Below are 19,532 nucleotides of genomic sequence, written 5' to 3'. Positions count from 1 at the left end.
CGCGGCTTAGCCGCTGTTCTTGCGGTGCAGCCGGCTCTCGATCTCCTGCCTTGCGCTGCGCGTCGCCGTGAGCGAGATGGTGACGCTGCCGTCCTCATTGTCGGTGCGCGAGACGATATCGCCGTTGCGGTAGAGCCAGTCCACATGGCCGAGCTGGGCGGGGCTCAACGTCACTGTCAGCCCTTCGAGCTCCCCCGAGACCCTCGTCTCGATCAATGCTTTCAGCGCATCGATCCCCTCCCCGGTCGCAGCCGATATCGCGACGGGCGGCGCCTTCCCGGCGGCACCCTCGGCCAGCAGGCGCTCCCGGTTGCCTTCGTCGAGCAGGTCGATCTTGTTCCACACTTCGATCACCCGGTTCGTGTCGCCGGCATCGACGCCGAGATCGCCGAGGATGCGCTCGACGTCTTCGGCTTGCGCCGCGGTGTCCGGGTCGGAGATGTCGCGCAGGTGGAGCACGAGATCGGCCTCGACCACCTCTTCCAGCGTCGCCCGGAAGGCAGCGACCAGATGCGTCGGCAGGTCGGAGATGAAACCGACCGTGTCCGACAGGATGACCGGCGACCCATGCGGCAGGCGCACGCGACGCAGCGTCGGGTCGAGCGTCGCGAACAGCATGTTCTCGGCCAGCACCCCTGCCCCGGTCAACCGGTTGAACAGCGTCGACTTCCCGGCATTGGTGTAACCCACGATCGCCACCACCGGAAACGGCACCTTCTTGCGTTTGGCTCGGTGAAGGTCGCGCGTGCGGCGCACCGTCTCCAGCTCATGCTTCAGCTTGGTGATCTTGTCCTGCAGGATGCGCCGGTCGGATTCGATCTGGGTTTCACCCGGCCCGCCGAGGAAACCGGCGCCGCCGCGTTGCCGTTCGAGGTGGGTCCAGCTCCGCACCAGCCGGCCCTTCTGATAGTTGAGATGCGCAAGTTCGACCTGCAGCGTGCCTTCCTTGGTCCGCGCCCGCTCGCCGAAGATCTCCAGGATCAGCCCGGTGCGGTCGAGCACCTTGGCGTTCAGTTCCTTTTCGAGATTGCGCTGCTGCACCGGCGTCAGCGGATGGTCGACGATGACCAGCTCTGCCTTGCGCTCCTTCACGATCTCGGCAAATTCCGCCACCTTGCCGCTGCCAAGCAGCGTTGCCGGGCGCGGATCGGCAACCGTTACCACCGCCGTATGGACAGGATTGAGGTCGATGGCGCTCGCAAGCCCCACCGCCTCGTCATGGCGTGCATCAGCCGAGCGGCTGAGACGCGGCCGGCTGGACTCCTCCTCGCCGCGCGGCTGGCGCTGAAGCACGGGCACAATGACAACGGCCCGGGTCGGAGCCTTGTCCTCCGAGCTCAACTGGTGCGCTGGTTTCCCGCGGACGTTGCGATCCGCGTCGTTCTCACGTGCCAATCAGCCGCCCTGGCTTTCCTCGCCATCGAACATCTGAACCGGCTGGCTCGGCATGATCGTGGAAATGGCGTGCTTGTAGACAAGCTGGGAGTGTCCGTCACGCCGCAACAACACACAAAAATTGTCGAACGAAGTGACCACGCCGGTCAGCTTCACGCCATTGATGAGGAAGATGGTGAGTGGATTTTTGCTCTTGCGAACAGAATTCAGGAACAGGTCCTGAAGGTTTTGCGATCGTTCCGCCATTGTTTTTGTCTTTCGCCGATCCCCTTCGGTCTGCAGGCCAATGCGCCAAATTAATCGGCACCTGTCAAGCGCGCAAACCCCCTCTTGCCGTCAGAACGGCAAGCAGAACGAGATAATTGAGATTCATTCCACCTTTGCGGTTATCAGGCTGGACTTTTTTCCGCAATGTCAAAAAAGGCCTGACGCAAGGAAAGTGTCATGGAGCCCGGATGACCATTTGCGACCGGTGAGCCGTCGATTTCGACCACCGGCATGGCGATTGTGGTCGCCGAACTGATGAACGCCTCACGCGCCGCCTTGGCTTCCGCGACCGAAAATCCGCGCTCCTCGATCTTCAGGCCGAGGCTTGCGGCGACTTCGAAGAGGGTTGTGCGGGTGATGCCGCGAAGGATGCCGTGCTCTGCCGGTCGCGTCACCAGAACGCCATCGCGGGTGACGATCCAGGCATTGGATGAACCGCCTTCCTTCACCGTGCCGTCGGCATCGACGAACCACGCTTCCTGCGCACCGGCCTCCTTGGCCTTCTGTTTGGCGAGCACGTTGGGCAAGAGCCCGGTGCTCTTGATGTCGACGCGGTCCCAGCGGATCTCCGGCACGGTGATAACCTTGATGCCGGCCTCGGCTCGCTTGGCCGCGGCGGAGGGATCGGCCTTGCGGGCGGTTATCACCAGGGCCGGCCTGGTGCCTGCCGCCGGAAAGACGAAGTCGCGGCTGGCGACACCGCGCGTCACCTGGACATAAACGAGACCGTTGACGACGTGATTGCGGCGCACCACCTCGCGCAGCAGAAGCGGCAGCACAGCCTCCGAGACCGGCCAGCCGATCGACAGTTCCTTTAGTGAGCGCCTGAGCCTACCGAGATGGCGCGGCATGTCGACGATATAGCCGCGCGCCACCTCGCAGACCTCGTAGACGCCGTCGGCGAACTGATAGCCGCGATCCTCGATATGGACGCTGGCGTCGGCATGGACGACGTAGCGCCCGTTGACATAGGCAATGCGCGGCATGGAACACCTCGGGGTAATTCGGCTTTCTTAGGCGATTCCGCCGCTGCCGCAATGAACAATCGGGTGGGCCAATCGGGATTGGCAGTTAATGCATGTCGCCCAGAAGTGTACGCGGTTCTGGGACAACGACATGCATCAAAACAGAGACTTAAAGCGCGTCGCCTGAATCCGCCCAGCGCGACGCGCTTTAAGCGCAATTCCGAACGGAAAACCGCTGCGCACTTTCCTGGAAATTGCTTTAGACACCCAGCGACTTCAGCTTGCGATGCAACGCCGACCGTTCCATGCCGATGAACTCGGCCGTCTTGGAGATGTTGCCGCCGAAGCGGTTGATCTGCGCGATCAGATAATCCTTTTCGAACTGTTCCCGTGCCTCGCGCAGTGGCAGCGCCATGATGTGCTGGTCCGACTGGTTCGGCGTGCGCGGCATGACATCGCCGATTTCCGACGGCAGAAGGTCTGCCGTGATCGGCGCATCGACATCGCCGCCACGCGCCAGGATCATCAGCCGTTCGACATTGTTGCGCAGCTGGCGCACGTTCCCCGGCCAGTTGTGCGCCTGCAGCACGGCGAGCGCGTCGTCGCCGATGCGGCGCGGCTTGATGCCGGCCTGGCGCGCGATCTGCTTCATAAAATTGTCGACAAGATAGGGAATGTCCTCGCGCCGCTCGGCCAGTCCCGGCACCATGACCGGGACCACCGCCAGACGATGATAGAGATCCTCGCGGAAGCGGCCGTCGGCGATCATCGCCTCCAGGTTCTGCGAGGTGGAGGAAATGATGCGGACGTCGACTTTCACCCGCTTCGTGCCGCCTACCCGCTCGAACTGCTGCTCGACCAGCACGCGCAGGATCTTGTTCTGCGTCTCGCGCGGCATGTCCGCCACTTCGTCGATATAGAGAATGCCGCGATGCGCCTCTTCCAGGGCGCCGACCTTGCGCTCGGTGCCGTTCGATTCGGTGCCGAACAGCTCGATCTCCATGCGCTCGGGCGTGATGGTGGCGGCGCTCAGCGTCACGAAGGGAGCTCCCTTGCGCGCCGACAGTGCGTGGATTGCGCGCGCCGCCAGTTCCTTGCCGGACCCTGACGGGCCGATGATCATGACCCGGCTGTTGGTCGGCGCGACACGCTCGATCGTCTGGCGCAACTGGCTCATCGCCGACGACATGCCGATCAGGTCGAATGTCTCGCCGCTGCGCTGCTTGAGGTCGGAGACCTCCCGCCTCAGCTTGGACGTCTCCAACGCGCGCTCGGCGATCAGAATAAGGCGATCGGCCTTGAACGGCTTCTCGATGAAATCATAGGCGCCGCGCCGGATTGCCGACACCGCCGTCTCGATGTTGCCGTGGCCCGAGATCATCACCACCGGCAGGTTCGGGTGCATCGTCTTGATCTCGTCGAGCAACGCCAGCCCGTCGAGACGTGAGCCCTGCAGCCAGATGTCGAGAAAGATCAGGCGCGGCGCGCGGTCGGCGATCGCCGCCAGCGCGCTGTCGGCATCGAATGCCGTGCGGGTTTCGTGGCCTTCGTCGCTCAGAATACCGGCGACGAGTTCGCGGATGTCTTCCTCGTCATCGACGATGAGAATGTCAGACGCCATTACCGACCTTTTCAGTTTCTCGTTCGTGTTCGTTCCGGCTATCGCCGCGTGGCGGCGCGGCAACGACTGCCGCCGGCGGCAGGATGATCGAGATCATCGCACCCCGGCCGCCGTGGAATTCCTCAGGCGCATCATGCAACTCGAGACGGCCACCATGGTCCTCCACGATCTTCTTGACGATAGCGAGGCCAAGCCCGGTGCCCTTTTCGCGCGTCGTCATATAGGGCTCCAGGAGTCTTTGGCGATTTTCGCGCGGCAGCCCTCGGCCATTGTCGATGACATCGATTCGAATGGCGCCATTTTGACGCCCTGCTTGAATCCGGATTGTGCCGTCGGAGCGGTCCTTTGCATCAAGTCCGTCAATTGCTTCCGCAGCATTCTTGATGACATTGCCGAAGGCCTGCGCCATCAGGCGGCTATCGAAAGTTCCCTTCAGAGGCTCATTGCCGAAATCGCGCTCGAAGGCGATGTCGGAGCGGCTGACTTCGACCAGGAACGATGCCTCGCGCAGGGATTCGCGCAGGTCGATCACCTTCATCTCCGGCTTCGGCATGCGGGCGAAGGCCGAGAACTCGTCGACCATGCGGCCGATATCCTCGACCTGCCGGATGATGGTGTCGGTGCATTGGTCGAAGACCTCGCGGTCTTCGGTGATGACCTTGCCGTAACGGCGCCTGATGCGCTCGGCTGACAGCTGGATCGGCGTCAGCGGGTTCTTGATCTCATGTGCGATGCGCCGCGCGACGTCGGCCCAGGCTGACGAACGCTGGGCCTGGACGAGGTCGGTGATGTCGTCGATGGTCACGACATAGGATTTCTCCTCCGACCCATCGTCGCCCTCCTCGATGGTGATCTGCACATTGAACGTACGTTCCGTGCCGGCGCGGGAGAAGGTCACCTGCTCGCGATAGACCGGCTTGCCCGACTTGCGGCCGATCTCGAAGACGCGGCCGACATGCGGCAACAGCGCTGAAAGGTTCTGCCCGAGCGCCGCCGTAGCCGAGATCGCAAGCATGGTCTCGGCCGAGCGGTTGACGATTGTGACGATGCCATAGGGGTCGACGCCGATGACGCCGGCCGTGACGCCGGCCAGCACCGCTTCGGAAAAGCGCCTCCGCTCGTCGATCAGGTCCTTGGCGGAGAGAAGCTCGTTGCGCTGCGACTTGAGCTCGAGGATCATGTTGTTGAACGTTTCGCCCAGCGAGGCGACGTCCCCGTCGGAGTGCCGGACGGGAACGGCAACGTCGAGGTTGCCGGTCGCGACCTCGTCGGCGGCACCGATCAACTGGCGGATCGGCCGCACCAGCCGGTCGGCGACCGCAATGCCGGTCCAGATCGCCGACAGGATGACGATCAGCGTCAGCGACAGATAGGGCAGCGCGAAGGCCACCTGCGACGTGCGCCGATTGTCCTCCAGATTGCGATATTCATCCGTGTTGGAGCGAACGATCTGGCGCGCCTTGATCACATCGGGATCGACGAGACGGATCGTGTAGAGATAAAGCCCCTCGATCTCGCGCAGCTTCACGATGGCGCCCATGATGTTGCGGGTGCGCGGCTCGATCAGCACCGGCTTGCCGGCGGCGGCGGTCTCCACTGCGCCGGCCGGCGGCTCCGGCATGGCGAAATCGGCGTTCGTCTTGGCGCTCATGACAAAGGAGCCGTCAGGCTTGATCAGCGCGGCATGCGCGAGTCCGCGGCCCACGGCTTCCTTGTTCATGAGCTCGAGAAAGCCGGTCCGATCCAGGCCATAAAGCGTGCGCGAAGCATCGAGGTCGTAAGCCATCGACAGCGTCGTGCCCTGCAGGTTGCGCGCATTTTCCTGCACATAGGCATCGGCAATCGACAGCGAGGAGTTGACGATCGTTTTGGTGCGTATCTCGAACCAGCGGTCGAGGCCTATGTCGAGCGTTATCGAGGCGATGATCGCCACCATGATCGCCGGGATGGCAGCGACCAGGGCGAAACTCGCCACGATGCGAACGTGCAGCCGCGACGCCGCCCGGCCATGCCGGCGCGCCATGACGATGCGATGCACCTCGCGGCCAACCAGCCCGATCAGGAACAGGACGAAAACGGCGTTGACCGCAATCAGCGTCCATGTGGTCTCGGCATTCGGGGCTATCGGCGTCGCGCCGACCAGAATGGCGAACGAGATCGCGGCCGTGATCAAGGCTCCGGCAATCGCGACCACGCCCGGCAGCGCCAGCAGGCGGCGGGCCTCACCCGCGCCGGGGCGGCTGAAAAGCGTTGGATTCAATGTCGGAGCCTGCGAAGCCATGTCGCCGTCTAGAGTCAGTGATGCGTCGGATGTATGCAACGCATTGTGGCGATTATGCAACAAGTGTGGCCGGGACGGAAATCTTTCCCCGGCTCATTTCCCCAAAAAGCGATGATGCGCTGAAGCCCTTCGCCGAAGTGGATTAGCGCAGTCGGTGTAAGTCTTTGTTTCGATGCAAGTCTTGGCTGCCAATCCGCCGCGACGGTTTGGCGGCAAGCATCAGGGCTGCCTGGCCGATTTGTAGACGTTGACGCCAAGCTCGCGGATCTTCTTGCGCAGCGTGTTGCGATTGAGGCCCAAAAGCTCTGCCGCTTTGATCTGGTTGCCGCGCGTCGCGGTCATCGACGCCAGCACGAGTGGATATTCGACCTCCGCAAGGATGCGCTGGTAGAGTCCGGCGGGCGGCAGGTCGCCGGTAAAGGAGGCAAAATAGCGCTGTAGGAAATGTTCGACCGCCTGGCCGATCGACAGGTCGTCCGGAATGAGAGGACCTGTACCCGGGACGACCGGTCGCTCGCCGGTCTTGAGCTCCGCTTCGATGATCTCGGCCGAAATCTCGTCCTGCGAGTAAAGCGCGGCCAGTCTCCGCACCAGGTTTTCCAGTTCGCGCACATTGCCGGGCCAGGGGTAGCGCTTCATCAGTTCGATACCGCCGGAGGAGATGCGCTTGGTCTGCAGGCCCTCGCTTGCGGCCTGCTTGAAGAAATGCCGCACAAGGTCCGGGATGTCCTCGGAGCGCTCGCGCAACGCCGGCAGCCGCAGCGGCACGACGTTGAGGCGATAGAACAGATCCTCGCGGAACAGGCCCTGGTTGATGAGCGTCCTGAGATCCTTGTTGGTGGCGGCGACGATGCGCACGTCGGTCTTGATCGGCGTGCGGCCGCCGACGGTGGTGTATTCGCCCTGCTGCAGCACGCGCAGCAGACGCGTCTGCGCCTCCATCGGCATATCGCCGATCTCGTCCAGGAACAGCGTGCCACCCTCCGCCTGCTCGAAGCGGCCGGTGGAGCGGTTCTGGGCGCCGGTGAAGGCGCCCTTCTCATGGCCGAACAGCTCCGATTCGATGAGGTCGCGCGGGATGGCCGCCATGTTGATGGCGACGAACGGGCCACCGCGGCGGCGGCCATATTCGTGCAGCGCGCGCGCCACGAGCTCCTTGCCGGTGCCGGATTCGCCGCTGATCATCACCGTCAGGTCCGTCTGCATCATGCGCGCCAGCATGCGGTAGATGTCCTGCATGGCGGCCGAGCGGCCGACCAGCGGCATCGTCTCCGGCTGGTCGTCGGCGCGCGAGTCGAGCTTCGGCCGCTTCGGCTCCGCCAGCGCGCGGTTGACGATATTGAGCAGTTCGGTGAGGTCGAACGGTTTCGGCAGGTATTCGTAGGCACCGGTCTCGGAAGCCCGAATGGCGGTCATGAAGGTGTTCTGCGCGCTCATGACGATGACCGGGAGTTCCGGCCGCGCCTTCTTGATCCGCGGCAGCATGTCGAAGGCGTTCTCCTCCGGCATCACCACGTCGGTGATGACGAGGTCGCCCTCGCCTGCCGCCACCCAGCGCCACAGCGTCGAGGCGTTGGACGTCACCCGCACCTCATGGCCGACACGCGACAGTGCCTGGTTCAGCACGGTGCGGATGGCCGCATCGTCGTCGGCGACGAGGATATTGCCGCGAACCGTCATTTGCGGTCTCCTTCAGGGTCTTCCTCGGTGTCTGGCGCGCTCGCCTTCCAGGCGGGCAGCAGGATGCGGAAGGTGGTTCCGCGCGGCGTCGAATCGCATTCGATGACGCCGCCATGCTCGCCGACGATCTTGGCCACCAATGCGAGCCCCAGGCCTGAGCCGTTCGGCTTGGTGGTGATGAACGGGTCGAACAGGATCGGCAGGATGTCCTCCGAGACGCCGGGGCCGTTGTCGCGCACGCAGAATTCGAGCGGCAGCGAAACGCGGTCCTGCGTTCCCGGCACGGAAACCCGGATGCCCGGCCGGAAAGCCGTCGACAGCACGATCTCGCCTTGCGGATCGGCGCCGATCGCCTCAGCGGCGTTCTTGACCAGATTGAGGAACACCTGGATCAACTGGTCGCGATTGGCAAAAACCGGAGGAAGCGATGGATCATATTCCTCCAAGATCTTGATCCGCCTGGCAAAACCGTTCTTGGCGATCGCCTTCACATGGTCCAGCACGACGTGGATGTTGACCGGATAGCGCTCGATAGGCCGCTCGTCCGAAAACACCTCCATGCGATCGACCAGCGAGACGATGCGATCGGTCTCGTCGGTGATGAGGCGGGTCAAGGCGCGATCCTCGTCGGAGGCCGACAGTTCGAGCAGCTGGGCGGCACCCCGAATGCCGGAAAGCGGGTTCTTGATCTCATGCGCCAGCATGGCGGCGAGACCGGTGACGGAACGCGCAGCGCCGCGATGGGTCATCTGACGGTCGATCTTGTCGGCCATCGACCGTTCCTGGAACATCACCACCACGGAACCCGGGAATTCCGGCACCGGCGCGACATAGAGGTCGACCATCTTCTCGATGCCGAGGCGCGGCGAGGAGACGTCGACGCGATATTCGTTGACCGGCGCGCGACGCTCGCGCACCTGGTCGACCAGCGTCAGCAGCGGACTGCCGAACGGCACCAGCTTGGACAGCGTGTTGCGGGCAAGCATTGTCGCGCTGGAGCGGAAGAAATCCTCGGCATCCGCATTGGCGAAGGTGATGAAACCGCCGGAATCGACCATGATCACCGGACGGCGGATGGTGTTGAGGACAATGTTGGCTGCGTCCGGCATGTCGGTGCCCTGTGGACCAGTCATGGTCATGCCGCGCTCCTCAGCCTGGCCGGCTCACCGTTCTCGACGAATGTCCTGCACAATCCGGCAATCACTTCGGCAGGCTCGAAGGACGTGAGAATGCGCTTGCGCTGCTCGGCAGAAACATTGGCCGCATGGCGGTCGAGATACCAACCGAGATGCTTGCGTGCCTGCCGAAGCCCGCTTTCTGTGCCATAGAGCGAGAGCATTTCTTCGTAGTGGGCAACGACGTAGTCGGCGAGACCATGCGCCGTTTCGGGAATACCTGCCGCGCCTGCACCAGCGGCGGCGGCCGCAATACTGCCGGCAATCCAGGGCGCGCCGTAGTGGGCGCGGCCGATCATCACCGCGTCGGCGCCGGACTGGTCGAGGATCGTCGCCGCTTCTTGCGCTGAGCCGACATCGCCATTGGCCACCACCGGGATCGATACGGCTTCCTTGACGCGCGCGATCGCCCGCCAATCGGCCTTGCCTTGGTAGAATTGGCAGCGCGTGCGGCCATGCACGGTGACCATCCGTATGCCGGCCTGCTCGGCGCGGCGCGCTAGTATCGGGGCATTGAGCGCGGATTCGTCCCAGCCGAGCCGCATCTTGACCGTGACCGGCACCGAAACGGCGCCGATCACCGCTTCGATGAGCGACAGCGCGTGGTCGAGATCACGCATCAGCGCCGAGCCGGCATAGCCGCCGGTCACCTTCTTCGCCGGGCAGCCCATGTTGATGTCGATAATGTCGGCGCCCTCGCCGGCCGCTATCCGCGCACCTTCGGCCATGTGGGCAGCCTCGCGGCCGGCAAGCTGAACCATATGAACAGGCAGGCCTGAATGGCGGATGCGAAGGTCGCAGCCTGCCCTGCCCTTGGCCAGTTCGCCGCTCGCGACCATTTCCGATACGACAAGACCGGCGCCATGCCCATGCGCGCGGCGGCGGAACGGTTCATCCGTGATGCCCGACATCGGCGCGAGGAATACGCGATTGCGAATCGTCACACCGCCGACATCAAGCGGCAGAGCCAATGTGGTCAACTCAGGCATGCACAAAAACCAAGCATGTTCGATTGCTGCACATTCTGTAGCCAGATGCAAGGCTTTGTGCAATGCGCAATGACGTCACATTAAGGCGCATTTTGGAAAAGGCTGGCCTTCCCTTCGAGCCACGACTAAGCCTCTCATCATGACCGACGCAAGTGAAGATCAAGCTTCGAGCGAGGATGGCAAAATCGCCGTGGTGATCGTGGCGGCCGGCCGCGGCGCGCGCGCCGGCCAGGCCGATGGACCGAAGCAATATCAGCGCATCGGCGGACGCGCCGTCATCGCGCACACGCTGGAAACATTCCTGTCGCACCCCGCTATCGGACCGGTGGCCGTTGCCATCCATGCCGACGACGGCGAGCTTTTCAAGCGCGCGGCGGGGATGCTTGGCGAACGCGTCATCGCCGTTGTCGGTGGCGCCTCTCGCCAGGCCTCCGTCCGGCTGGGGCTTCTGGCCTTGAGGCAGCACGCGCCGGCCAAGGTGCTGGTGCATGACGCCGTGCGCCCCTTCGTAGACTCCGAGCTTATCGACCGTACGATCGCAGGCATAGGCGAGCAGCAGGGCTCGCTTCCCGCCCTGCCCGTTGCCGACACGCTGAAGCGCAAGTCTTCAACCGGCATGATCGAGGAAACGGTGTCGAGGGACGGGCTTCATGCCGCCCAGACGCCGCAGGGCTTTCCTTTCGAACTGCTGCTGGCGGCGCACGAAAAGGCGCACCATCTCGGCAGACTGGACTTCACAGACGACGCGGCCATCGCCGAATGGGCGCAGATTCCGGTCAAGATTGTCCCCGGCTCGCCGGATAACGTCAAACTCACCTGGGCAAGGGATATCGCAATGGCCGACCAGCGGCTTTCAGGCGCGCTGCCGCGCTTTCCGGACATCCGCACCGGCAATGGCTACGATGTGCACGCCTTCGAGCCTGGCGACCACGTCACGCTGTGCGGCATCGCCATTCCTTACCAGCGGAAACTCTCCGGGCATTCGGACGCCGATGTCGGCCTTCATGCGCTCACCGATGCACTGCTCGCCACCTGCGGCGCGGGCGACATCGGCACGCATTTCCCGCCGTCGGATCCGCAATGGAAAGGTGCCGCCTCAAGGATCTTCGTCGAGCATGCGGCAAGGCTGGTGCGCGAACGCGGCGGCCGCATCGCCAACGCCGACGTCACGCTGATCTGCGAGGCGCCGCGCGTTGGTCCGCACAGGGAGGCGATGACGGCGGCACTTGCCGCCATGCTCGACATTGCGCCGGAGCGCATCTCGATCAAGGCCACGACCAACGAGAAGCTCGGCTTCGTCGGCCGTGGCGAGGGCATTGCGGCGATCGCCACAGCCAGCGTGGTGTTTCCAGGAGAGGTGCCGAAATGAGCAACGCCGAACTCGCCAATGCCCTGCTCCTGGCCTGTCAGCAACGCGGCGTCATGCTGGCGACGGCCGAGAGCTGCACCGGCGGCATGATCATCGCCGCGCTGACGGATATCGCCGGCTCTTCCGCCGTGGTCGACCGCGGCTTCATCACCTATTCCAATGAATCCAAGATGGACATGCTCGGCGTAACGGCCGCAACCCTCGACGCCTATGGCGCCGTCTCAAGGCAAACCGTGCTGGAGATGGCAGCGGGTGCGCTGGCGCATTCGCGCGCGACCCTGTCTCTGGCCGTGACCGGCATCGCCGGCCCGAGCGGCGGTTCGGCGGAAAAGCCCGTCGGCCTCGTCTGGTTCGCAGTCGCACTTGCCGGACAGCCGGTCGTCGCCGAACACCAGTTGTTTGCCCACAAGGGCCGCGAATTCATCCGCCACGAGACCGTGAGGCACGCGCTGCAACTTGGGCTGCGTGCGCTTGGCGATGACGGGCGGGGTGAAATCAGCCGGGCTTGATGCCGTAGATCAGGTCGGCGCGTTTTTCGAAAGCTTCCGAGAACATGCGGAAGGCGCGGTCAAACATCGTGCCCATCAGCGCGCCGAGAATGCGGCTCTTGAACTCATAGTCGATGAAGAAATGCACCTCGCAGCCGCCTTCGGCCGGATCGAAGCGCCAGATATTGCTCAGATATTTGAACGGGCCGTCGATGTATTTGACGTCGATGGCATTCTCTTCCGGCCTCAGGAGCACCTGGGTGGTGAAGGTTTCGCGGATCGCCTTGTAGCCGATGCTCATATCGGCGACGAGGATGGTGCGGCCGTCGCGTTCCTTGCGCGAGCGCACCGTCAGCGCTTCGCAGAGCGGCAGGAACTGCGGATACGCCTCGACATCCGCGACCAGCGCGAACATTTCTTTCGGCGTGTGGCCAACGCGGCGGATGGCTTCGAATTTCGGCATTGAAACAGCAGGTTAGCTGGCTTTGTTGAGCTGTGCTTCGCGTGCCGCGCGCAGCCTGGCGAAGTCGTCGCCGGCGTGATGCGAGGATCGCGTCAAGGGGCTGGACGCCATCAGCAGGAAGCCCTTGGTCCTGCCGATCGTCTCGTAGGACTTGAACTCCTCCGGCGTGACGAAGCGGATCACCGGATGGTGCTTCTTCGACGGCTGCAGATATTGGCCGATGGTCATGAAGTCGACATTGGCCGAGCGAAGATCGTCCATCAGTTGCAGGATCTCGTTCCGCTCCTCGCCGAGCCCGACCATGATGCCCGACTTGGTGAAGATCGACGGATCGAGTTCCTTGACCCGCTGCAGCAGCCGGATCGAATGGAAATAGCGGGCGCCCGGCCGCACCGTCAGATAGTTCGAAGGCACCGTCTCGAGGTTGTGGTTGAAGACGTCCGGCTTGGCGGCCACGACGATCTCCAGCGCGCCGTCCTTGCGCAGGAAGTCGGGCGTCAGGATCTCGATCGTCGTCGAGGGGGCAGCCGCACGGATGGCATGGATGACCTCGGCGAAATGCTGCGCGCCGCCGTCGGCAAGGTCGTCACGGTCGACCGAGGTGATGACGACGTGGCTGAGGCCCATCTGTTTGACGGCATGGGCGACGCGCGCCGGCTCGCCAGCGTCGAGCGCGGTCGGGATTCCGGTGGCGACGTTGCAGAAGGCGCAGGCACGCGTGCAGATCTCGCCCATGATCATGAAGGTGGCGTGCTTCTTGTCCCAGCATTCGCCGATGTTCGGGCAGCCGGCCTCTTCGCACACGGTCACCAGCTTGTGCGACTTCACGATCTCGCGCGTCTCGGCGTAGCCCCTCGAGACCGGCGCCTTGACGCGGATCCAGTCCGGCTTGCGCAGCACTTCCTGGTCCGGCCTGTGCGCCTTCTCCGGATGCCGCGGCCGCGGTGCCTTGCCGATCGTGTCGAGAACAGTGACCATCTCAAACCCTTCGCGGCCGCTGCCACGGCCACCTGTTGGCGTCATCTAGGACTTTTCGGAGCAAAGAAAAAGGCCGCGCCGGCGCATGCCGCCACGGCCATTTTCGCATAACGGCTGTTCGTGAGCCTCAGCGGCGCACCAGACGTCCGACAAAGATCAGCAGGCAGGCGCCGATGAAGCCGGTGATCAGATAGGCGAACCAGCCGACACCAAAGGCTTCGATGTTGAGGGCCCTGAGGATTGCGTTCAGCACCACCGCGCCGGCAATGCCAAGGATGATGTTCATGAAGATGCCGGTGTTGCTCTTCATGACCATCTCGGCGAGCCATCCGGCCAAACCGCCGATGATGATGGCTGCCAGCCAGCCCACGCCATTCACGTCCATATGCCAACTCCTCCTCGATCAGGTGAAAATGCATCCGGATACGAATTGCCTTGCTCTCAGAGTCCTCCGGCGCTCGCGACTGAGTCTCGCCCAACCAATTTAACATCGATTGGCAATCTATCATGCGTTCAAAGCGCGGCCATAAGCGTCGAGCACGCTTTCCTTCATCATCTCCGACAGCGTCGGATGCGGGAAGATCGTGTGCATCAGCTCTTCCTCGGTGGTCTCGAGGTTCATCGCCACGACGAAACCCTGGATCAGCTCCGTCACCTCGGCGCCGACCATATGCGCGCCGAGCAGCTGCCCGGTCTTCTTGTCGAAGATGGTCTTGATGAAACCTTGATCCTCGCCGAGCGCGATGGCCTTGCCGTTGGCGCCGAACTGGAAGCGGCCGATGCGGACATCCTTGCCTTCCGCCTTGGCCTTGGCTTCGGTCAGGCCGACCGAGGCGACCTGCGGATTGCAATAGGTGCAACCCGGGATCTTCTGCTTGTCGGTGGCATGCACGCCGGGCACGTTGGCGATCTTTTCGATGCAGACCACGCCTTCATGCTCGGCCTTGTGCGCAAGCATCGGCGGCCCGGCGACATCCCCGATCGCGTAAATGCCGGGCACGTTCGTCTTGCCGTAGCCGTCCACCACGACACAGCCGCGATCGGTCTTCACGCCGAGCGTCTCGAGACCGAGGCCCTCGATGTTGCCCTGCACGCCCACGGCAGAGATCATGCGGTCGGCAGTGATCTTCTCGACCTTGCCGTCCTTCATCTCGACATGCGCGGTGATCGAGTTGGCACCCTTCTCGACCTTGGTCACCTTGGCTTCGAGGATGATCTTCATCCCCTGCTTCTCGAACTGCTTCTGCGCGAATTTCGAGACCTCGGCGTCCTCGACCGGCATCACCGCCGGCAAGAGTTCGACCACGGTCACTTCCGCGCCCATCGTGCGATAGAAGGAAGCGAACTCGATGCCGATGGCGCCCGAGCCCATCACCAGCAGGGACTTCGGCATCTCCTTCGGCACCATGGCCTCGAAATAAGTCCAGATCAGCTTGCCGTCCGGCTCGATGCCGGGCAGCGCACGCGGCCTGGCGCCGGTCGCGAGTATGATGTGCTTGGCGGTGTAGGTGCCTTCGCCCTTGACGCCCTTCGGCGCTGGCGGCTGCGGCTCCATCGGCTTCTTGGCGGTCTTGGAGACGACGATCTCGCCCAATTTGTCACCAGAAGGAGCCTTCGAAAGCTTGGCCTCGCCCCAGATGACGTCGACCTTGTTCTTCTTCATCAGGAAGGCGACGCCGCCATTCAGCCTGAGGGACACCTTGCGCGAGCGATCGACCACGGCGGCCGTGTCGGCGCTGACCTTGCCGCCTTCGAGCTTCAGCCCGTACTCCTTGAGGTGATCCGAATAATGCATGATCTCGGCCGAGCGCAGCAAAGCCTTGGTCGGGATGCAGCCCCAGTTGAGGCAGATGCCGCCGAGATGCTCGCGCTCGACAATTGCCGTCTTGAAGCCAAGCTGGGCGGAACGTACCGCCGTCACGTAGCCGCCAGGGCCAGAGCCGATGATGATGACGTCGTAGTTCTCAGCCACGGATTTCTCCCTGATCTTTCTGCGGGTTAGAGTGAGAGCATCACGCGCACGATCGGGGCCAGCGCCTGGCCGATCCGCCGCGTGTTCTCGGCATCGAGATGGACGCCGTCGAGCGGCGTGGTGACGGCGACGCTGCCGGCATCGAAGAAGCCGCAACCGGCTTCGTCGGCGAGTGCGGAATACAGCGGCGCCAGCCGCTTCGAGGCGTCGTCGCCGCCGGCAAACATTTCCTTGAATTCAGCATTGTCGGTGCGCGTCACCGGGGGCGGTGCGACGATGAGAATCTGCGGCGCCGGCCAGTCGAACGGATAATCGTGCCCGCGCACGATATTGATCAGCCGCTCCATGCCCTGCTTGGCGGCGACCGGATTGCCGTGAATCCACGGTTTCATGTCGTTGGCGCCGAGCATGATGATGATCAGGTCGAGCGGCGCATGGCTCATCAGGATGGTGGGCAGCACGCGCGCGCCGTTGCGGTCGGCGCCGGCCACGTGCTCATCGAAAGCGGTGGTGCGGCCGTTGAGGCCCTCGGCGATGACTTCGAGATCACCGCCGAGCGCAGCCTTGAGAACGCTCGGCCAGCGGTCCTGCAGCCCATGGCGGCCGAGACTGGCGGCGTCATAGCCCCAGGTCAGCGAGTCGCCGTAACAGAGAATCGTCGTCATGCGCTTGCTCCACCCCTGCCGAACACCGCCGACATGCGCTTGAGCCGCCAGCGCACGAACAGCCATTGCACGATGACCGCCACGATGCCGGGCAGGATCAGGCCGGCAACAATCGAAACGTCACTTGCGATCGCCCTGTTCTCGGCCGGCACCGAAAACATCCAACCGGCGAGCGCGAACAGGACGATCCCGAAGATCGCAAGCAGCCACCAAAACATCCGGTCGACGGCCCGGAGCGGCTCGGCACGGAACTGCACCAGGAAGAAGCCGATCGTCACGACGATGACGATCATCACCGTTGCCGCAAAGACCAGAATGTATTCTTCCGTCGCTCCGGTAAGTACGGCCAATTCCTGAACGACCAGTCCGCCGGCCAGACCGGAAAGGATGAAGGCGAAAAGGCTGGTGAAGAATGTCCGCACCGCCTTTTTTCCTCTTAGACCAGCATACCCATCGGATTTTCGATGAGACGCTTGAAGGCACCCAGCAACTCGGCGCCCAGCGCGCCGTCGACGGCGCGGTGATCGGTGGACAGCGTCACCGACATCACGTTGGCTATCTTGATCTCGCCGTTCTTCACCACCGCACGCTGCTCGCCGGCGCCAACCGCCAGGATCGTGGCATGCGGCGGGTTGATGACAGCCGCGAAGTCCTTGACGCCGAACATGCCGAGATTGGAAACAGCCGTCGTGCCGCCCTGATATTCTTCGGGCTTCAGCTTGCGGCTGCGGGCACGGCCCGCCAGATCCTTCATCTCGTTGGAAATGACCGACAGCGTCTTTTCGTCGGCTCGGCGGATGATCGGCGTGATCAGGCCGCCGGGGATCGACACGGCGACGCCCACATCGGCATGCTTGTGCTTGACCATGGCATTGTCGGTCCAGGAGGCGTTGGCGTCCGGCACCGCCATCAGCGCCATCGCCATGGCCTTGATCACCATGTCGTTGACCGACAGTTTATAGGCCGGCACCTCGCCCTTCTCGGTTTTCTTCACGGGCGCCGCCGCATTGAGCTGCGTCCGCAGCGCGAGCAGAGCGTCAAGCTCGCAGTCCAGCGTCAGGTAGAAATGCGGAATGGTGCTCTTGGCCTCGACCAGGCGGCGCGCAATCGTCTTGCGCATGTTGTCGTGCGGGACGAGTTCGTAGGAGCCCTCGGCAAACAGCTTCAGCACCTGATCGTCCGACATCGGCTTTGGCGCCGGAGCAGGAGCGCCGGCGGGCGCACCGGCAGGCGCCTTGGCGGCGGGGGCTGCCTTGGCTCCGCCGGATGCGATCGCCGCCTCGACATCGACCTTCACCACGCGGCCGTGCGGACCGGACCCGGTCAGCGCCGCAACGTCGACGCCGGCATCCTTGGCGATGCGGCGGGCGAGCGGCGACGCGAAGACGCGCTCGCCGCCGGCGTGGCCGTTGGCGACCGGAGCGGGTTCGGCCTTCGCTGGTGCAGCAGCGGCAGCTGCCGGCTTCGGCGCCTCCTTAGGGGCCTCGGCCTTCGGAGCCTCCGCTTTTGGGGCCTCAGCCTTGGGTGCTGCGCCGCCGTCGGCTTTTGCAGCAGCACCGGCATCCTCGCCTTCACCAGCCAGGATGGCGATCACCGCATTGACCTTGACGCCTTCGGTGCCGGCCGGAACCACCAGCTTGGCGACGGTGCCTTCATCGACGGCTTCGACTTCCATCGTCGCCTTGTCGGTCTCGATTTCGGCGATCACGTCGCCGGGCGCAACCTTGTCGCCTTCCTTGACCAGCCACTTGGCGAGGTTGCCCTCTTCCATCGTGGGCGAAAGCGCCGGCATGGTGATGTTGATTGGCATTGTGTCCTCCCGGCCGGCTCAGCGATAGGTGACGGCTTTGACCGCCTCGACAACCTCGCCGACATTGGGCAGGGCGAGCTTCTCGAGGTTCGCGGCATACGGCATCGGAACGTCCTTGCCGGCGATGGTGATCACCGGAGCATCGAGGAAATCGAAGGCACGCTGCGACACTTGGCTGGCGATGTGGTCGCCGACCGAACTCTGCGGAAAGCCTTCTTCGACGACCACCAGCCGGTTGGTCTTCTTCACCGAGGCGATCACCGTGTCGAAGTCGAGCGGGCGAATGGACCTGAGGTCGATGATCTCGGCATCGATGCCCATGCCGCGCAGTTCGGCTTCCGCCTTCACCGCATAGGTCATGCCGATGCCGAAGGAGACGATGGTTACGTCCTTGCCCTGCTTGTGAATGCGCGCCTTGCCGATCGGCAGCACGAAATCGTCGAGCTTCGGCACGTCGAAGGACTGGCCGTAGAGGATTTCGTTCTCGAGGAAGATGACCGGGTTGGGATCGCGGATCGCCGCCTTCAGCAGGCCCTTGGCGTCGGCTGCCGTATACGGCATCACCACTTTCAGGCCCGGGACGTTGCTGTACCAGGAGGCATAGCACTGCGAGTGCTGCGCCGCCACGCGCGCCGCGGCGCCGTTCGGACCGCGGAAGACGATCGGCGCGCCCATCTGGCCGCCCGACATATAGAGGGTCTTGGCGGCTGAGTTGATGATCTGGTCGATCGCCTGCATGGCGAAGTTGAAGGTCATGAACTCGACGATCGGCTTCAGGCCCGCCATTGCCGCGCCGACACCGACGCCGGCAAAGCCATGCTCGGTAATCGGCGTGTCGACGACGCGACGCGGCCCGAATTCCTGCAGCAATCCTTGGGTGATCTTGTAGGCGCCCTGGTATTCGGCGACCTCCTCGCCCATGACGAACACGTCGCCGTCGCGGCGCATCTCTTCTGCCATGGCGTCGCGGAGTGCTTCGCGCACCGTGGTCGAGACCATCTCCGTGCCGGCGGGGATGTCCGGATCGGCGGCGACTTGCGCCTTTGGCGCGGCCGCGACAGGTGCGGCAGCCTCACTCTTGGCTGCAGCGGGTGCAGGTGCTGGCGCAGCGGCTTCGGTCTTGGCCGCTTCTTCGCCGATGCCTTCGCCGGCCTTGTCGACATCTTCACCATCGACCGCAAGCACGGCGATCACGGCGTTGACCTTGACGCCTTCGGTGCCGGCAGGAACCACGATCTTGGCGAGCGTGCCTTCATCGACGGCTTCGACTTCCATCGTCGCCTTGTCGGTCTCGATCTCGGCGATCACATCACCGGCGACGATCTTGTCGCCTTCGTTCTTCAGCCATTTGGCAAGATTGCCCTCTTCCATCGTCGGCGAGAGCGCGGGCATGAGAATTTCGATCGGCATGTGC

At 63.7% G+C, this 19,532-nt stretch carries 18 protein-coding genes; 2 read left to right on the top strand and 16 right to left on the bottom strand.

Annotation, left to right across the window (positions count from 1 at the left end; translation table 11 throughout):
• Positions 1-6 precede the first annotated feature (6 nt).
• The 8 genes from hflX to dusB form a co-directional block, all read right to left on the bottom strand.
• A complete protein-coding gene (hflX, locus tag EJ074_RS02820; RefSeq protein ID WP_129552758.1) occupies positions 7-1,395 on the bottom strand; it encodes a GTPase HflX in 1,389 nt (462 codons plus the stop codon).
• The gene (hfq, locus tag EJ074_RS02815) at positions 1,396-1,641 is read right to left on the bottom strand and encodes an RNA chaperone Hfq (RefSeq protein ID WP_018428055.1); all 246 of its coding nucleotides are present in this window, start codon (positions 1,639-1,641) and stop codon (positions 1,396-1,398) included. It abuts the gene before it with no gap.
• A gap of 143 nt (positions 1,642-1,784) precedes the next feature.
• Positions 1,785-2,648 (bottom strand): D-amino-acid transaminase, encoded by an 864-nt coding sequence (locus EJ074_RS02810; protein ID WP_095807431.1) that lies wholly within the window; start codon positions 2,646-2,648, stop codon positions 1,785-1,787.
• A gap of 238 nt (positions 2,649-2,886) precedes the next feature.
• Positions 2,887-4,248, bottom strand: coding sequence for a sigma-54 dependent transcriptional regulator (locus EJ074_RS02800; protein ID WP_095807432.1), 1,362 nt, complete (start codon positions 4,246-4,248; stop codon positions 2,887-2,889).
• Entirely contained in the window at positions 4,238-6,529 is a 2,292-nt protein-coding gene (locus EJ074_RS02795; protein ID WP_165349829.1) for a PAS domain-containing sensor histidine kinase, read from the bottom strand. Before EJ074_RS02795 ends, EJ074_RS02800 begins: the two co-directional genes overlap by 11 nt.
• A 219-nt stretch (positions 6,530-6,748) precedes the next feature.
• On the bottom strand, positions 6,749-8,209 hold the full coding sequence (gene ntrC, locus EJ074_RS02790; protein WP_095807433.1) for a nitrogen regulation protein NR(I): 1,461 nt from the start codon (positions 8,207-8,209) through the stop codon (positions 6,749-6,751).
• Positions 8,206-9,348, bottom strand: coding sequence for a nitrogen regulation protein NR(II) (locus EJ074_RS02785; protein WP_095807434.1), 1,143 nt, complete (start codon positions 9,346-9,348; stop codon positions 8,206-8,208). The genes ntrC and EJ074_RS02785 overlap by 4 nt, the downstream gene beginning before the upstream one ends.
• A complete protein-coding gene (gene dusB / locus EJ074_RS02780) occupies positions 9,345-10,373 on the bottom strand; it encodes a tRNA dihydrouridine synthase DusB (protein ID WP_095807435.1) in 1,029 nt (342 codons plus the stop codon). Before dusB ends, EJ074_RS02785 begins: the two co-directional genes overlap by 4 nt.
• A 139-nt stretch (positions 10,374-10,512) precedes the next feature.
• Here dusB and EJ074_RS02775 point away from each other — a divergent pair, with 139 nt between their 5' ends.
• Positions 10,513-11,742 carry a bifunctional 2-C-methyl-D-erythritol 4-phosphate cytidylyltransferase/2-C-methyl-D-erythritol 2,4-cyclodiphosphate synthase gene (locus tag EJ074_RS02775; RefSeq protein WP_095807436.1) on the top strand — a complete coding sequence of 410 codons (1,230 nt, stop codon included), beginning with the start codon at positions 10,513-10,515 and terminating at the stop codon, positions 11,740-11,742.
• The gene (locus tag EJ074_RS02770; RefSeq protein WP_095807437.1) at positions 11,739-12,251 is read left to right on the top strand and encodes a CinA family protein; all 513 of its coding nucleotides are present in this window, start codon (positions 11,739-11,741) and stop codon (positions 12,249-12,251) included. The genes EJ074_RS02775 and EJ074_RS02770 overlap by 4 nt, the downstream gene beginning before the upstream one ends.
• Here the strand turns inward: EJ074_RS02770 and EJ074_RS02765 are convergent.
• From EJ074_RS02765 to EJ074_RS02730, 8 genes are all read right to left on the bottom strand, one after another.
• On the bottom strand, positions 12,238-12,693 hold the full coding sequence (locus tag EJ074_RS02765; protein ID WP_095807438.1) for a type II toxin-antitoxin system RatA family toxin: 456 nt from the start codon (positions 12,691-12,693) through the stop codon (positions 12,238-12,240). The two genes, EJ074_RS02770 and EJ074_RS02765, sit on opposite strands and share 14 nt — an antisense overlap.
• 12 nt (positions 12,694-12,705) lie before the next feature.
• Positions 12,706-13,671 carry a lipoyl synthase gene (gene lipA, locus EJ074_RS02760; RefSeq protein WP_095807505.1) on the bottom strand — a complete coding sequence of 322 codons (966 nt, stop codon included), beginning with the start codon at positions 13,669-13,671 and terminating at the stop codon, positions 12,706-12,708.
• Between the two features lie 127 nt (positions 13,672-13,798).
• Positions 13,799-14,056, bottom strand: coding sequence for a GlsB/YeaQ/YmgE family stress response membrane protein (locus tag EJ074_RS02755; RefSeq protein WP_095807439.1), 258 nt, complete (start codon positions 14,054-14,056; stop codon positions 13,799-13,801).
• A gap of 120 nt (positions 14,057-14,176) precedes the next feature.
• Entirely contained in the window at positions 14,177-15,643 is a 1,467-nt protein-coding gene (gene lpdA / locus EJ074_RS02750; protein WP_095807440.1) for a dihydrolipoyl dehydrogenase, read from the bottom strand.
• Between the two features lie 26 nt (positions 15,644-15,669).
• The gene (locus tag EJ074_RS02745) at positions 15,670-16,308 is read right to left on the bottom strand and encodes an SGNH/GDSL hydrolase family protein (RefSeq protein ID WP_095807441.1); all 639 of its coding nucleotides are present in this window, start codon (positions 16,306-16,308) and stop codon (positions 15,670-15,672) included.
• The gene (locus EJ074_RS02740; RefSeq protein WP_095807442.1) at positions 16,305-16,730 is read right to left on the bottom strand and encodes a hypothetical protein; all 426 of its coding nucleotides are present in this window, start codon (positions 16,728-16,730) and stop codon (positions 16,305-16,307) included. Before EJ074_RS02740 ends, EJ074_RS02745 begins: the two co-directional genes overlap by 4 nt.
• 14 nt (positions 16,731-16,744) lie before the next feature.
• Positions 16,745-18,118, bottom strand: a complete 1,374-nt coding sequence (locus EJ074_RS02735; protein ID WP_095807443.1) for a pyruvate dehydrogenase complex dihydrolipoamide acetyltransferase — start codon at positions 18,116-18,118, stop codon at positions 16,745-16,747.
• 18 nt (positions 18,119-18,136) lie between these two features.
• Complete coding sequence (locus EJ074_RS02730) at positions 18,137-19,528, bottom strand: pyruvate dehydrogenase complex E1 component subunit beta (protein WP_095807444.1); 1,392 nt, start codon at positions 19,526-19,528, stop codon at positions 18,137-18,139.
• Positions 19,529-19,532 lie beyond the last annotated feature (4 nt).

Source organism: Mesorhizobium sp. M3A.F.Ca.ET.080.04.2.1, assembly GCF_003952525.1.
Classification (GTDB): Bacteria; Pseudomonadota; Alphaproteobacteria; order Rhizobiales; family Rhizobiaceae; genus Mesorhizobium.
This window is presented reverse-complemented; position numbering and strand designations above follow the sequence as displayed.

Coding starts and splice junctions, on each gene's coding strand:
- hfq (WP_018428055.1), bottom strand. CDS start 1,641: ATGGCGGAACGATCGCAAAACCTTCAGGACCTGTTCCTGAATTCTGTT.
- EJ074_RS02810 (WP_095807431.1), bottom strand. CDS start 2,648: ATGCCGCGCATTGCCTATGTCAACGGGCGCTACGTCGTCCATGCCGAC.
- EJ074_RS02800 (WP_095807432.1), bottom strand. CDS start 4,248: ATGGCGTCTGACATTCTCATCGTCGATGACGAGGAAGACATCCGCGAA.
- EJ074_RS02795 (WP_165349829.1), bottom strand. CDS start 6,529: ATGGCTTCGCAGGCTCCGACATTGAATCCAACGCTTTTCAGCCGCCCC.
- ntrC (WP_095807433.1), bottom strand. CDS start 8,209: ATGACGGTTCGCGGCAATATCCTCGTCGCCGACGACGATGCGGCCATC.
- EJ074_RS02785 (WP_095807434.1), bottom strand. CDS start 9,348: ATGACCATGACTGGTCCACAGGGCACCGACATGCCGGACGCAGCCAAC.
- dusB (WP_095807435.1), bottom strand. CDS start 10,373: ATGCCTGAGTTGACCACATTGGCTCTGCCGCTTGATGTCGGCGGTGTG.
- EJ074_RS02775 (WP_095807436.1), top strand. CDS start 10,513: ATGACCGACGCAAGTGAAGATCAAGCTTCGAGCGAGGATGGCAAAATC.
- EJ074_RS02770 (WP_095807437.1), top strand. CDS start 11,739: ATGAGCAACGCCGAACTCGCCAATGCCCTGCTCCTGGCCTGTCAGCAA.
- EJ074_RS02765 (WP_095807438.1), bottom strand. CDS start 12,693: ATGCCGAAATTCGAAGCCATCCGCCGCGTTGGCCACACGCCGAAAGAA.
- lipA (WP_095807505.1), bottom strand. CDS start 13,671: ATGGTCACTGTTCTCGACACGATCGGCAAGGCACCGCGGCCGCGGCAT.
- EJ074_RS02755 (WP_095807439.1), bottom strand. CDS start 14,056: ATGGACGTGAATGGCGTGGGCTGGCTGGCAGCCATCATCATCGGCGGT.
- EJ074_RS02745 (WP_095807441.1), bottom strand. CDS start 16,308: ATGACGACGATTCTCTGTTACGGCGACTCGCTGACCTGGGGCTATGAC.
- EJ074_RS02735 (WP_095807443.1), bottom strand. CDS start 18,118: ATGCCAATCAACATCACCATGCCGGCGCTTTCGCCCACGATGGAAGAG.
- EJ074_RS02730 (WP_095807444.1), bottom strand. CDS start 19,528: ATGCCGATCGAAATTCTCATGCCCGCGCTCTCGCCGACGATGGAAGAG.